The 13250-nt window shown below is 70.0% G+C and carries 14 protein-coding genes; 4 read left to right on the forward strand and 10 right to left on the reverse strand.

What is annotated here, in order from left to right:
• Positions 1–108 precede the first annotated feature (108 nt).
• Positions 109–1413: an alpha-L-fucosidase gene (locus D1648_RS07315; RefSeq protein WP_122940107.1), complete on the forward strand. Its 1305-nt coding sequence runs from the start codon at positions 109–111 to the stop codon at positions 1411–1413.
• Between the two features lie 78 nt (positions 1414–1491).
• Here D1648_RS07315 and D1648_RS17870 read toward each other — a convergent pair whose 3' ends face one another.
• The 5 genes from D1648_RS17870 to D1648_RS18020 form a co-directional block, all read right to left on the reverse strand.
• On the reverse strand, positions 1492–3258 hold the full coding sequence (locus D1648_RS17870; RefSeq protein WP_164518612.1) for an extracellular solute-binding protein: 1767 nt from the start codon (positions 3256–3258) through the stop codon (positions 1492–1494).
• A gap of 74 nt (positions 3259–3332) precedes the next feature.
• Entirely contained in the window at positions 3333–4148 is an 816-nt protein-coding gene (locus D1648_RS07325) for a sugar ABC transporter permease (protein ID WP_241155383.1), read from the reverse strand.
• A 57-nt stretch (positions 4149–4205) separates the two neighbouring features.
• Positions 4206–4343 (reverse strand): hypothetical protein, encoded by a 138-nt coding sequence (locus D1648_RS18145; protein ID WP_241155384.1) that lies wholly within the window; start codon positions 4341–4343, stop codon positions 4206–4208.
• 7 nt (positions 4344–4350) lie between these two features.
• On the reverse strand, positions 4351–5052 hold the full coding sequence (locus D1648_RS07330) for a carbohydrate ABC transporter permease (RefSeq protein WP_206424782.1): 702 nt from the start codon (positions 5050–5052) through the stop codon (positions 4351–4353).
• Between the two features lie 3 nt (positions 5053–5055).
• Positions 5056–5301 (reverse strand): hypothetical protein, encoded by a 246-nt coding sequence (locus D1648_RS18020; protein WP_206424783.1) that lies wholly within the window; start codon positions 5299–5301, stop codon positions 5056–5058.
• 382 nt (positions 5302–5683) lie between these two features.
• Between D1648_RS18020 and D1648_RS07335 the strand changes: the two genes are divergently transcribed.
• The 3 genes from D1648_RS07335 to D1648_RS07345 all read left to right on the forward strand — a co-directional run bounded on the left by D1648_RS07335 (position 5684) and on the right by D1648_RS07345 (position 9723).
• On the forward strand, positions 5684–8272 hold the full coding sequence (locus tag D1648_RS07335; protein WP_122940108.1) for an ATP-dependent Clp protease ATP-binding subunit: 2589 nt from the start codon (positions 5684–5686) through the stop codon (positions 8270–8272).
• 171 nt (positions 8273–8443) lie between these two features.
• A complete protein-coding gene (locus tag D1648_RS07340; RefSeq protein ID WP_122940109.1) occupies positions 8444–9169 on the forward strand; it encodes a DedA family protein in 726 nt (241 codons plus the stop codon).
• Positions 9166–9723, forward strand: a complete 558-nt coding sequence (locus D1648_RS07345) for an amino-acid N-acetyltransferase (protein WP_122940110.1) — start codon at positions 9166–9168, stop codon at positions 9721–9723. The genes D1648_RS07340 and D1648_RS07345 overlap by 4 nt, the downstream gene beginning before the upstream one ends.
• A gap of 36 nt (positions 9724–9759) precedes the next feature.
• On the opposite strand, the gene D1648_RS07350 is transcribed toward D1648_RS07345, so the two are convergent.
• From D1648_RS07350 to D1648_RS07370, 5 genes are all read right to left on the reverse strand, one after another.
• Positions 9760–10746: an A/G-specific adenine glycosylase gene (locus D1648_RS07350; protein WP_241155385.1), complete on the reverse strand. Its 987-nt coding sequence runs from the start codon at positions 10744–10746 to the stop codon at positions 9760–9762.
• Positions 10747–10877: 131 nt separating this feature from the next.
• Positions 10878–11285: a large conductance mechanosensitive channel protein MscL gene (gene mscL, locus D1648_RS07355; RefSeq protein ID WP_122940112.1), complete on the reverse strand. Its 408-nt coding sequence runs from the start codon at positions 11283–11285 to the stop codon at positions 10878–10880.
• A 58-nt stretch (positions 11286–11343) separates the two neighbouring features.
• Positions 11344–11976: an SAF domain-containing protein gene (locus tag D1648_RS07360; protein ID WP_122940114.1), complete on the reverse strand. Its 633-nt coding sequence runs from the start codon at positions 11974–11976 to the stop codon at positions 11344–11346.
• 80 nt (positions 11977–12056) lie between these two features.
• A complete protein-coding gene (locus D1648_RS07365) occupies positions 12057–12410 on the reverse strand; it encodes an FmdB family zinc ribbon protein (RefSeq protein ID WP_122940116.1) in 354 nt (117 codons plus the stop codon).
• A gap of 72 nt (positions 12411–12482) precedes the next feature.
• Positions 12483–13208, reverse strand: a complete 726-nt coding sequence (locus D1648_RS07370; protein ID WP_122940118.1) for a 5-formyltetrahydrofolate cyclo-ligase — start codon at positions 13206–13208, stop codon at positions 12483–12485.
• Positions 13209–13250: the final 42 nt, after the last annotated feature.

Consider the following 13250-nt stretch of genomic DNA (forward strand, 5'->3'; position numbering starts at 1 on the left):
CCGATGTCTCGCGCGAATGGATGCGGTGTTCGTCACTGTCACCTCGGATTCTCGGGAGATGGGCGCGAGGCCCTGGAAGAGAGACCCGATCTTTGATGTGATGTGTACATGACTGCACCGTCGCATCCGGAATCGCTCAGCCGCTCCGAGCACGTCCTCGCCCCCACACCCGCGCAGCTCGCCTGGCAGCGTGACGGTCTCGGGGTCTTCTTCCACTTCGGGGTCAACACCTTCGCCGGTCGGGAATGGAGCGACGGCACGCTCTCCCCACAGCTCTTCGACCCCACCGACCTCGACGTCGAGGAGTGGGCCGCTCTGGCTGCTGAGCTCGGCGCGAAGTACGTCGTCCTCACCGCCAAGCACCACGATGGCTTCTGCCTGTGGCCCACCGCGACCACCGACTACTCGGTCGCGTCCTCGCCGTGGAAGGACGGCGGGGGAGACCTGATCGGCGAGCTCGCCGAGGCGTGCCGTCGCCACGGCCTGAAGCTCGGGCTGTACCTGTCGCCCTGGGACCGCCATGCCCCGCAGTACGAGGACCCGGCGGCCTACGACGAGTTCTACCTCACCCAGCTGCGTGAGCTGTGCACGGCCTACGGCCCGCTGCACGAGCTCTGGTTCGACGGAGCGGGCTCGGCGGGGCGGAACTACGACTGGGAGCGGATCGGGGAGCTGATCGAGGAGCTGCAGCCCGGGGCGATGATCTTCAACATGGGGCCGGCCACCATCCGGTGGGTGGGGAACGAGGACGGCCTCGCCTGCGATCCGGTGCACTACGTGACCGCTTCGGCGGATCTCAACAACTACGACGACGACGTCATCGAGTCGGCGGTGCCCCGCTACCTGCCGCCCGAGTGCGACGTCTCCTTGCGCCGGGGATGGTTCTGGCAGCCGGGCGAGGAGCCCAAGTCGCTTCCGCACCTGCTCGCGATCCACGACCGCTCCATCGGCCTCGGGGCGAACCTCCTGCTGAACATCCCGCCGGACAGGCGTGGGCGGATCGACCCGCAGGATGCCGCACGGGTGCGCGAGCTCGCCCGCGCTCTGCACGAGCGCTTCGGCTCCCCGCACGAGGGTGAGCTCGTGTCCCAGGACGACGGCGTCGTCCAGGTCGCGCTCGGGGACGAGACCAGCCTCGACCACATCGAACTCGTCGAGCGGCTCGAGGAGGGCCAGCGCGTGCACAGGCACCGAGTGCTGGCGGAGGACGGCACCGAGCTCGCCGTCGGAGGCACGATCGGCGTGCGCCGCCTCCACCGTCTGCCCGCCGTGGTCCGCACCAGCGGGCTGCGGATCGAGCTCGACGGCGAGGCGGCCGTCCTCGAGGCGGTGCGGGTCCACGACGCGACCGGAGCGCCCGTCCCCGACCTGGGCGATGCCTATCTGGCGCCGACCTCGGCGCCGGAGGCCTGACCCGGTCGTCGCAGATGCCGACGGCGCGACCCCGGCCCTCGGAGTCGCGCCGTCGGCGTCTGCGTGTGAAGCGCCCGCTCAGTACTGCTCGTCGAGCGCCGACTGGTAGATCTCCAGCAGGTTCTCCACTCCGATGGTGGTGAACTGGTCCGCGTAGGCCTGCCAGTCCGCATCCTTGGTGAAGTCGGTGCGCCCGGAGGCGGCCGACGCGATGGACTGCTCGAGGTGCTGGATCAGGTTGGTCTCGATCTCGCCCACCTGCGCGGACTGCTCCATGTCGAAGGCAAGCGTGGGGAGCACGAGCTCCTGGTCCAGTCGGTAGGGCTCGTAGGCCTCCCCGGCGGCGAAGAGCGAGGGCTCGATCGAGGAGGAGCCTTCCATGACGGCCTCGCCATGGCGCTGGGACATCGACTTGAAGAAGGGACCCCATTCCCACCATCCCTGGTTGGTCAGCTCGGTGCTGCCGGGGAGGACCTCGTACAGCGCCTGCTGGCCGTCGATGCCGACGGCGTCGGTCCCCGCGTAGTCCCAGCCCGTGCCCTGCTCGCCGCGTCCCATGGAGATGGTCATGCCGAGCTCGAACTGATAGTCGGCCCAGCGGATCATCTGCACGGGATCAGGGCAGGAGGAGGTGATCACGAAGTTCGGGGAGCCCAGCTGGTACCAGTCCCAGTGGCACGTGCGAAGCCCGTCGGGCCCCTCCATCGGGGGCAGCGGCTGCATCCTGCTCGCGGCGTTCTTGGAGTTCTCGAAGTCCAGGGTGGTGGCGAAGGCTCCCTGGGAGTTGCCGTACACGACACCGAAGCGCGGCCCCTCGGGGTCGTCGCCCATCTGCTGCAGCTGCTCGGTCGTCATGGACAGCATGCTCTGGGCGAAGTGCCCCTTGGCGAACTGCTCCTGGATCCAGATCAGGCCCTGCCGGTAGGCGTCTTCGGTCGGCACCCAGGCCACCTTCCCGTCGCGCAGCAACAGGTGCGTGGAGCTGACCTCGGTGAACGACCCCATGAAGAAGTTGACCAGGTTCAACAGGGTGTCCGAGGTGGTGACCGTGAGCCCCGCCCTGTCCGGCAGCCCGGACCAGCTCTTCCACTCCTCCATCAGGGCCTCGTAGTCGGTGAGGGTCTCCGGGACCGAGGCGCCGACCTCCTCGAGCCAGGCGGAGTTGTACCAGGTGCGGACGTCACCGGTCTTGCAGTGGTAGCAGTCGTTCATCGACGGCACGGCGTAGAGCCGGCCGTCCGGCGACGTGAACTGCTCGCGCATCTGCGGGAACTGCTCGAACATGTCCCGGATGTGCGGGGCGTGCTCGTCGATCAGCTTGTCCAGCGGGAGGAACATGCCCTGCTGTCCGTAGACGGCGACCTGCGAGACGGTGAACAGGCCCATGCCGGTCATCAGAGCGTGGGGGAGCTCGCCGCCGGAGAGCATCGCGTTGACGGTGGTGATGCCGTCCTCGCCCAGCGGGACCGGCTGGTAGGCGACCTTGACGCCGGTGGTCTCCTCGAGAAGGTTCGCGTAGTAGTTCGTGGGGTAGTCGAGCTCGGGGATCGAGCGTCCGAGGACGGAGAACTCGGTCTCGCCGTCTCCGAAGGGTACGAGGGCGCGGGCCTTGGGGCCCTGGTAGTCGGGCGGGTAGTTGATCCCCTCGGTCTCGGGGCCGAGCTCGACCACCGGTTCGGCGCTCCCGGGCTCGTAGTCGGCTTCGCCGACGACCTCTGCATCGGCGCCGGAGTCGCCGCCGCAGGCCGCGAGCACGGCAGGGGCGATGACCGCCGCGGCACCGACGGCGCCGGCTCGGCCCAGGACACCTCGACGGGACAGCTGAGGGCGGGGGGTTTCGTTCATGGTCTCCACTCTTCCTCGGGGGATGACATGCGTGGCGGGTGTGACGTGCGGGGCTCCCGATCGCGACGGGAGGGTCAGAACAGGCCGGTGCGCGTGATCCGACGAGCCAGATGGTTCACGGCGATCAGCAGGACCAGGCCGATGACGCTGCGGAACAGGCCGATCGCCGTGGCGTAGCTGTACTGGGGGATCGGGCTGTTCAGCCCGACCTCGTAGACGTAGGTGTCGATGACCTGGGAGGTGACCAGATTGAGCTGGTTCTGCATGAGCAGCACCTTCTCGAAGCCGACGCTCATGATCGAGCCGACCGCGAGGATCATCAGCACCACGGCGATCGGGAGGATCGCCGGCAGGTCGATGTGCCAGATGCGGCGCAGGTGCGAGGCGCCGTCGACCTTCGCGGCCTCGTGCAGCTCCGGCGGCACGGAGGACAGCGCGGCGAGGTAGATGATCGCGCTGAAGCCGGCCGTCTGCCAGACGCCGGACCACACGTAGGTGTGGCGGAACCAGCCGGGATCGGTGAGGAACGCGGGCGGATCGATCCCCAGCAGGGAGAGGGCGTGGGGGAAGATCCCGGTCTGCGGATCGAGCAGCATCACGAGGATGCCGACGACGACCACGACCGAGATGAAGTTCGGCGCGTAGGTGATCAGCTGGACGACGCGCGAGAAGTACTTCTGCCGCACGGCGTTCAGGGCGAGGGCCAACATGATCGGGATGGGGATCCCGGCGAGGAGCTCGTAGAAGGCCAGCACGAGCGTGTTCCACAGCAGGCGCCCGAAGTTGTAGCTGGTGACGAAGCGCTCGATGTGGTCGAGCCCCACCCATTCGGAGCCGGTGAGCCCGCCGACGGGAGTGTAGTTGCGGAACGCGATCTGGATGCCGTACATGTGCCAGTACGCGAAGATCGCGACCCAGACGAGAGCAGGCAGCAGCAGGTACAGCTGCTAGTTGTTGCGCAGACGCTGCGAGAGGGGGGTCTTGCGCCGTCCCTCCAGCGCAGGAGTCTGCTGCTTCTTCTTCGTGCGGGGCTCGTCGTCGATCCGCAGCTGGTCGACGAAGGTTCTGTGGTCTGTGTCGGTCACGGCGCGGTCAGCCCTTCAGGGAGCCGATCATCATGCCCTTGACGAAGTGCTTCTGCACGAACGGATAGGCGATGAGCGGGGGGATCGAGGCGATGATGATGAGGGCGTACTTCAGCTGGTTGGCCAGCTGCTGCATCTCGAGCACCTGCTCGGGGGAGATGCCGGGGACCCGTGAGGGGTCGAAGCTGTTGCCCAGGAGGATGTTCCGCATCACCAGCTGCAGGGGGTACAGGGAGTCGTCGGTGAGGTAGATCAGCGCGTTGAAGTACGAGTTCCAGGTCGCGACGCCGTAGAGCAGGAGGTTCACGGCGATGATCGGTTTCGACAGCGGGAGCACGATCTGCGAGAAGAACCGCAGGTCGCTCGCCCCGTCCAGGCGCGAGCACTCGAGCAGCTCGTGCGGGATGGTGGTCTGGAAGAAGGTGCGGGTGACGATCAGCTGCCACACGCTCACGGCACCGGGCAGGATCATCGCCCAGATCGTGTTGAGCATCCCGAGATCACGCACCACCAGGTAGGTGGGGATCATGCCGCCGGAGAACATCATCGTGAGGATGAAGACGAAGGTGATCGGATTACGTCCCCACAGATCGGCGCGGGAGAGGGCGTAGCCGCCGGCCAGTGTCACCGCGGTCCCGATGAGCATCGAGCTGCCGGAGTAGAGCAGGGAGTTCAGGAAGCCCCTCGTGATGTCCGGGTAGTCGAGCACCGCCTAGTACGCGTCGAGGCTGAAGCCGATGGGCCACAGCCACATCTCGCCGGAGGACACCGCCTGCGGGGAGGACATCGAGGCGCTGACGATGTACACGAACGGGTAGACGATGGTGAGCGTGAACAGAGCCAGCGCGGCGATCAGGACGATGTTGAGCACGCGATCCGAACGAGGTTCGCGGATCCGTCGCGGCGGGGACGGTGCAGGGGAGGCCTTCCCGGTCGGGGGCGCCTCGGTGCTGATCATCTTCGGGGGTCCTTCCTCGGTCCTCAACGGTGAGCACCGCATGAGAAGCATGCGCAGTGATCGGATGTATGTCAAGCAGACCTCCGATCACTTGGCGGCCAGTGTCGGCCTATCAGGGCTGCGGGAGGTGCTCGGCGGTTGAATCAGTCGAGGGTTGATCAGAGACGTGGGAGGACTGGGGCCTGGGCTCCGGGTCAGAGGCCATGGCGCCATTGCCGCCGACACCGTCGTCGTGGGCGGGACCCCCGTCGGGAGCCCCGGCGCGTCGTCCGGCCCCGCAGCATCGGGGCGTCTGAACGTCACGCCAGCGGCGAACACACGGGGAATCCTCGTCCGATCCGCGTACTCTCGATCCATCACCACCACCGAATGGGGGAGGACCATGTTCGAACGGTTCACCGACCGGGCTCGCCGCGTCGTCGTCCTGGCGCAGGACGAGGCCCGCCTGCTCAACCACAACTACATCGGCACCGAGCACATCCTGCTGGGCCTGATCCACGAGAACGAGGGCGTCGGCGCCAAGGCGCTCGAGGCGCTCGGCGTGACCCTCGACGCGGTGCGCGAGCAGGTCCGGGACATCATCGGCGAGGGGAACCAGACCCCGTCGGGCCACATCCCCTTCACCCCCCGCGCGAAGAAGGTGCTCGAGCTGAGCCTGCGCGAGGCGCTCCAGCTGGGCCACAACTACATCGGCACCGAGCACATCCTGCTCGGCCTGCTGCGCGAGGGCGAGGGCACCGCGGTCAAGGTGCTCTCCCGGCTCAAGGCCGAGCCGTCGGCCGTGCGCCAGGAGGTCATCGAGCGCCTCTCGGGCTACCAGGGCAAGGAGCCGGCGACCGCCGGCGGCCCCGCCGAGGGCCAGCCCTCCGGCTCGCTCGTGCTGGACCAGTTCGGCCGGAACCTCACCCAGGCCGCCCGCGACGGCAAGCTCGACCCGGTCATCGGCCGCGAGCAGGAGGCCGAGCGGGTCATGCAGGTGCTCAGCCGCCGCACCAAGAACAACCCCGTCCTGATCGGCGAGCCGGGCGTCGGCAAGAGCGCCGTCGTCGAGGGCCTCGCCCAGTCGATCGTCGCCGGGGACGTCCCCGAGACGCTCAAGGACAAGCAGCTCTACACGCTCGACCTCGGCTCCCTCGTGGCCGGCTCCCGCTACCGCGGCGACTTCGAGGAGCGCCTGAAGAAGGTGCTCAAGGAGATCCGCACCCGCGGCGACATCATCCTGTTCATCGACGAGATCCACACGCTCGTCGGGGCCGGTGCCGCCGAGGGCGCGATCGACGCCGCCAGCATCCTCAAGCCGATGCTGGCCCGCGGCGAGCTGCAGACCATCGGGGCGACCACCCTCGAGGAGTACCGCAAGCACATCGAGAAGGACGCCGCGCTCGAGCGACGCTTCCAGCCGATCCAGGTCGACGAGCCCTCCGTGGCCCACACCGTCGAGATCCTCAAGGGCCTGCGGGACCGCTACGAGGCGCACCACAAGGTGACCATCACCGACAGCGCCCTGGTCGCCGCGGCGAACCTCGCCGACCGCTATGTCAACGACCGCTTCCTGCCGGACAAGGCCATCGACCTGATCGACGAGGCCGGTGCCCGCCTGCGCATCCGCCGCCTCACCGCGCCGCCCGAGCTCAAGGAGTTCGACGTGCGCATCGAGGAGGCGCGCAAGAAGAAGGAGGAGGCGATCGACGGGCAGGACTTCGAGCTCGCCGCGAACCTCCGCGACGAGGAGCAGAAGCTCAAGTCCGAGCGCGACGAGAAGGAGAAGGCCTGGCGCCACGGCGAGTCCGACGCGGTGACCACCGTCTCCGAGGAGGTCGTCGCCGAGGTCCTCGCCGCCTCGACCGGCATCCCGATCGTGAAGCTCACCGAGGAGGAGTCCTCGCGCCTGCTGAACATGGAGCAGGAGCTGCACAAGCGCGTCATCGGCCAGGACGAGGCGATCAAGGCCATCTCCCGGGCGATCCGCCGCACCCGTGCGGGCCTGAAGGACCCCAAGCGCCCCGGCGGCTCGTTCATCTTCGCCGGCCCCACGGGCGTGGGGAAGACGGAGCTGGCCAAGGCGCTCGCGGAGTTCCTCTTCGGCGACGAGGAGGCCCTCATCCAGCTGGACATGTCCGAGTTCGGCGAGAAGCACACGGCCTCACGGCTGTTCGGCTCGCCCCCCGGCTACGTCGGGTACGACGAGGGCGGCCAGCTCACCGAGAAGGTGCGCCGCAAGCCGTTCTCCGTGGTGCTCTTCGACGAGGTGGAGAAGGCCCATGTGGACATCTTCAACTCGCTGCTGCAGATCCTGGAGGACGGTCGCCTGACCGACTCCCAGGGCCGCGTGGTGGACTTCAAGAACACCATCATCATCATGACCACCAACCTCGGCACCCGGGACATCGCCAAGGGCGTCTCCATGGGCTTCACCGCCGGCGGCGACCTCTCCACCGACTACGAGCGGATGAAGGCGAAGGTCCACGAGGAGCTCAAGCAGCACTTCAAGCCCGAGTTCCTCAACCGCGTCGACGACGTGGTGGTCTTCCCGCAGCTGTCCAAGGAAGAGATCGTGCAGATCGTCGACCTCGAGGTCGCGAAGCTCTCGCGCCGCCTGCACGATCGCGACATGGCCCTCGAGCTCACCCAGGCCGCGAAGGACCTGCTGGCCGAGAAGGGCTACGACCCCGTGCTGGGCGCCCGGCCGCTGCGCCGCACCATCCAGCGCGACATCGAGGACTCCCTCTCCGAGCGGATCCTCTTCGGGCAGGTCCAGGTGGGCGATCAGATCGTGGTCGACGCCGAGGGCGAGGGGCTGCTGGGAGACCTCACCTTCTCCCGTCGCAGCGAGGACGGTTCCCTCGAGCCGATCTCGGACGTCGTGGACGTGGAGTCGATGACGCAGGCCCGCGCCGAGGACGCCACCCACGCCGACGGCACGGACGCCTCCGACAACGCGCCCGACAGCGCGGAGGCGAGCGCCTCCTGAGCACAGTCCTCGGCCCGGTCCCCTTCCGAGGGGCCCGGGCCGAGGCCGATCCCGCGGCCGGTCGCACGACCGCCTGCGGGATGTCCCCGGACCGGGCATGCCGGCTCCGGGCCCCGTCCCGGAGCGCACCGGCCCGGCCGAGGCCTGCAGGACACCTGACGGGAAGGACCCATGGGAGCGCTGATCGACCGACTCCTCTCGCTCACGGACGTCCTCGAGGACTGGATCCTCGAGATCGGCGACGCCTGGTGGGTCCATCTCGTCGTCTACGCCTTCTCGGCTCTGGACGGGTTCTTCCCGAGCGTGCCGAGCGAGTCGACGATCGTGACGCTCTCCTCGCTGTGGTCGAGCTCCGGCCGACCGTCGCTCCTCCTGGTCTGCCTCGCCGCCTGGGCGGGGGCGTTCACAGGGGACAACCTCGGCTACCTGCTGGGCAGCAAGATCGGCTGGGAGCGGTTCCGCTTCCTGCGCGAGGGCAGGGGCCGACGCGCGGTCGAGGCGGCGGAACGCGGACTGGACAAGCGGGCGCTGCTGTTCCTCATGACGGCCCGGTACATCCCCTTCGGACGCACCGCCGTGAACCTCGTGGCCGGCGCGGTGCACTATCCGCACCGGCACTTCTGGCCCCGCTCCCTGCTGTCCACCTTCGTGTGGGCCGTCTACTCGTGCGCGATCGGCGCGGTGGCCGGGGCCTGGTTCGAGGACAACCACCTCCTGGCGATCACCGTCGCTCTCGTCGCGGCGGTGGTGATGGCCCTGCTGCTCGAGCGGATCATCTCCGGCGTGCACCGCTGGCTGGACCGGCGTGCGGCACGACGCGAGGCCGAGGAGACGCCCGAGGAGCGCGGCACCTCGCCGCTGACGACCACCGCCCAGGGAGAGGACAGCCCTTCATGACCGCGAGCACCGAGGACGACGGAGGCAGCGGCAGCGGCGGGAGCGCCGCCGTGCGGATCCGGCCGGCTCGGCCGGCCGATGTGCGCGGGATCAACCGGCTCGTGGAGCCGATGACCCACACCGGGATCCTCCTGGGCAAGGACCTCGTCTCCTACTACGAGGCGGTCCAGGAGTTCCTGGTCGCGACCGACGAGGAGGGCACGATCGTCGGCTGCGGCGCCCTGCACGTGATGTGGGAGGACCTCGCCGAGGTGCGCACCCTCGCCGTCTCCGATTCCGTCCGAGGCACCGGTCTCGGCCACCGGATCCTCGAGTCCCTCCTGGACCGTGCCCGCCAGCTCGGACTGGAGCGCGTGTTCTGCCTGACCTTCGAGGTCGAGTTCTTCGGCCGTCACGGCTTCGAGGTCATGGAGGAGACGGTCGACCCGGAGATCTACGTGGAGCTGCTGCGCTCGGCGGACGAGGGGATCGCGGAGTTCCTCGACCTCGCCCGGGTCAAGCCCAACACCCTCGGCAACACCCGCATGATCAAGCGCCTGGACGCCTCCGCCTGAGCGCCGGACCGCCCGAGGCGCCGACGCGCACCGGGGTCAGGGGAGACGGAGCCCGTCGGGTGCGGCGGCGCCGTCCGCTCCGGCCTCCCGCGCGACGTTGGTCCCGACCCCGCCGGCTCCGGCGCCGCTCGCGTGCTCCTCGCCCGCACGGACGGCGAGCCCATCGGCCAGCAGGGAGCGGATGCAGCGCTCCACGCGCACGGGGTCCTCAGGATCCAGTGCGGCCAGTGCTGCGGGGGACGTCTCGCCGTGCTCCCGCAGCAGCGCCATGATCCTTCCGCGCAGCTGACGATCCGTGCCCTCGAAGGCCTGCCGACGCCGGGTGTCCTCCTCCGGAGCGGGCCGCCCCGCAGCGACCCAGGCGCAGCCCCGAGCCTGCAGGGGGCACTGCTCGCAGCGCGGCGAGCGGGCCGTGCACACGAGTGCGCCCAGCTCCATCACAGCCTGGTTCCAGGCGACCGACCGGCCGCGCTCGGAGGGCAGGACGCTCGTGGCCAGCACCCGCTCGGCGGCGCTGTAGGAGCGGTCCGGCAGCGCGCGTCCCCTCACCGCCCGCGCCAGCACGCGGCGGATGTTCGTGTCCACCACGACGGCGCGTTCGTGGTGGGCGAAGGCGGTGACCGCGGCCGCGGTGTACTCGCCGATCCCCGGCAGGGCGCGCAGCGCCTGCTCGCCGCGGGGCACCTCGCCGCCGTGGGCCCGCACGATCTGCCGGGCGCAGTCCTGCAGTCGCAGCGCGCGCCGCGGATAGCCGAGCCGGTCCCAGACCCGCAGCACCTCGGCGGTGGGCGCATCTGCCAGGTCGACGGGGGCGGGCCAGCGTCGCATCCACTCCTGCCAGCGCGGCAGCACTCGCACCACGGGGGTCTGCTGGAGCATCACCTCGGAGACGAGGATGCCCCAGGCCGAGGCCTCTGGCTCGCGCCAGGGCAGGACGCGGGCGCTGCTGCGGTACCAGTCGATCACCGCGTCGATCATCGCGTCGATCATCGCGGGGGTCGAGGGGGTGCTGGTGCCGGTCATCCGCAGGACGGTATCGCATCCGGGCATCGGCCCCACGACCGGCCCGAGAGGGCTCGCCTCATGACGACGGGGGCGACACCTCGCGGTGCCGCCCCCGTCGGGACCCGTGGCAGCGCCACGGAGCAGGAGGATCAGACCTGCGGGGTCTGGGCCTTGAGCAGGTCGCGGATCTCGGAGAGGAGGACCACGTCCTCGGGAGCCGCCTCGAGCTCCTCGTCCAGGTCCTTGTTGCGGTTGGCCATCTCACGGGCCTTGGTCATCGGCACGACGAAGACGAAGTAGACGACCGCGGCGGTGATCAGGAAGGTGATGATCGCCGAGATGACCGCGCCGAAGTTGACGAAGGTCGCCTCGTTGTTCTCGAAGATCTGGAAGCCGAATCCGCTGACGGAGTCGGCACCGCCGGCGGCCGCGACCACGGGGTTGATGAGGTTGTCGACGAAGGCGGTGACCAGCGCGGTGAACGCGCCGCCGATCACGACACCGACCGCGAGGTCGATGACATTGCCCTGCATGACGAAGTCCTTGAAGCCCTTCATGGGGAGATCCTTCTGAGGTCGGGGATGAGGGGAACCGCGGACACGGTTCGCACGGACTCTAACCGATCACGGACACCGTCACGGTCCCCGCGCCGAGAGCGTGCGCGACGTCTCCGGCGCTCTGCCGCTCGACGAGGACCAGCGCCTCGGTGCCCGAGGACCCCGGCGACACGGGAGGACCCGAGGTCGCAGCGTCGGCGGACAGCGAACGGATCTCGGCGGGGACACGGGAGCCGGTCCCGTCGACGGGATCGCTCATCAGCAGCTCGATCCGTGTCCCGGCGGCGAGATGCGGCAGGAGCACCTCGGGGACGGGCACTGCCACGAGCGCCGTGCCCTCGGGGATCGCGGGGCCCTCGGCGCCGACGACGTCGGCGGGCAGCACCGCTCCGCCCTCGGCGACCGGCCCCGCCAGGCGCTCCCCCTCGAGCTCGGCGACCGACGAGGACGCCCCGCCGGGGACCAGCGAGCTCGCGACCTCGACGGTGCGCAGATGCTGCGGACCGAGCTCGGTGCCGGTGGGCAGGTCGCCGGCCGCGACCACCACCGGCGTGCTCTGCATCGAGGCGGGCACGAGCGCGGGCAGCACGAGCACCACGGCGAGGGCCGCGACCAGGAGCGAGAGGCTCCGACGCCGTCGTCGCAGGGCGCGGCGCCAGAGGGGCAGATGGGGCAGGAGGCGAGCGAACATGCCTCGACGCTAGGCCGGGGCGCACCTGCCCGCCCGGACCCGCGAGCGGCTGTGGAGCGCGGGGCGGTGGGGAGGAGAGGTCAGGACGCCGCGGCGGCGGGCTGCGCGGAGGAGGTGCTCGAGGAGCCGCTGGAGGACGAGCCGCTGGAGGACGAGCCGCTCGAGGAGGTTCCGGACGAGGCCGAGTCGGCGGAGCTCGAGGCGGATCCGTCGGAGGCCGGCGCGGATCCGCCGGACGGCGTCGAGGCGCCGGAGGTCGCGGAATCTGTGGAGTAGAAGCCCGAGCCCTTGAAGACGATGCCCACGGAGTCGAAGACCTTCCGCAGGGCTTCCTGCGCGCACTCGGGGCAGGTGGTCAGCGAGTCCTCGCTGAAGCTCTGGTACTGCTCGAAACGATGCCCGCAGTTCTTGCAGGCGTAGACGTACGTGGGCACGCGGGTCCTCCGGGATGATCGATGAGCGGGCCGCGCACGGGCGGCCGGAGGAAGTCTACGTCTGCCCGGGGCTCAGGCGGGATCGTTCGTGATCAGCGAGACGATCCCGTCGGCTGTGAGCACCTCGGGGATCGGCACGTCGTGCGCCTCGCGCGGCAGGGTGCCCGCGGCGAGCAGCTCGCCGGGGTGGACCACGGCGACGACGCGCGCCGAGCGCGGCACGGTCACCAGGGCGCGGTCGTAGTAGCCCGCGCCGTGCCCGATGCGGGTGCCGGCCCGGTCCACGGCGAGGGCGGGGGAGAGCACGAGGACGGCCTGCGCGAGCGCGTCCGTGCCGAGCCTCTCGCCCACCGGCTCCTTCCCGAAGCCCCGCCCGGGGGAGTCGGCGAAGGCGGAGCGCCCGTCCCAGCGGATCCACTCGAGCTCGGTCCCGGCCGCGGCGGGGAAGACGAGCTCCGCCCCGCGGGCGGCGAGCTCCGCGGCCAGCGGCATCACGTCGGCCTCGGTGGGGGTGGGGTGGAAGGCGGCCACCCGCGGTGCGGGGCCGGTCGCGACCCGTCGGCGCGCGACGACGCTGTCCACGAGGGCGAGCAGCGGCCCTGCGTGGGCGAGGAGCCTATCGGCCTCCCGGGAGCGCCGCTCGGGATCGGCACCGTAGGCCTCCCGCCGGGCGGCGCGGAGGCTCCGGCGCAGCGCCTGCTTCTGCGCGGCGAGCTCCTGCTCCTGCGCCGCGGTCTGCTGCGTCGGCGCGGCGGGCTCCTGCGCCGTCCGGTCCTCGGCGGGGATGGGGGCGTCCATGGGGTCAGGCTCCCACACCGTGGGCGTCCCCGTGGGCGTCTG

It is taken from the genome of Brachybacterium sp. EE-P12 (genome assembly GCF_003711805.1).
In the GTDB taxonomy this organism is placed as follows: domain Bacteria; phylum Actinomycetota; class Actinomycetes; order Actinomycetales; family Dermabacteraceae; genus Brachybacterium.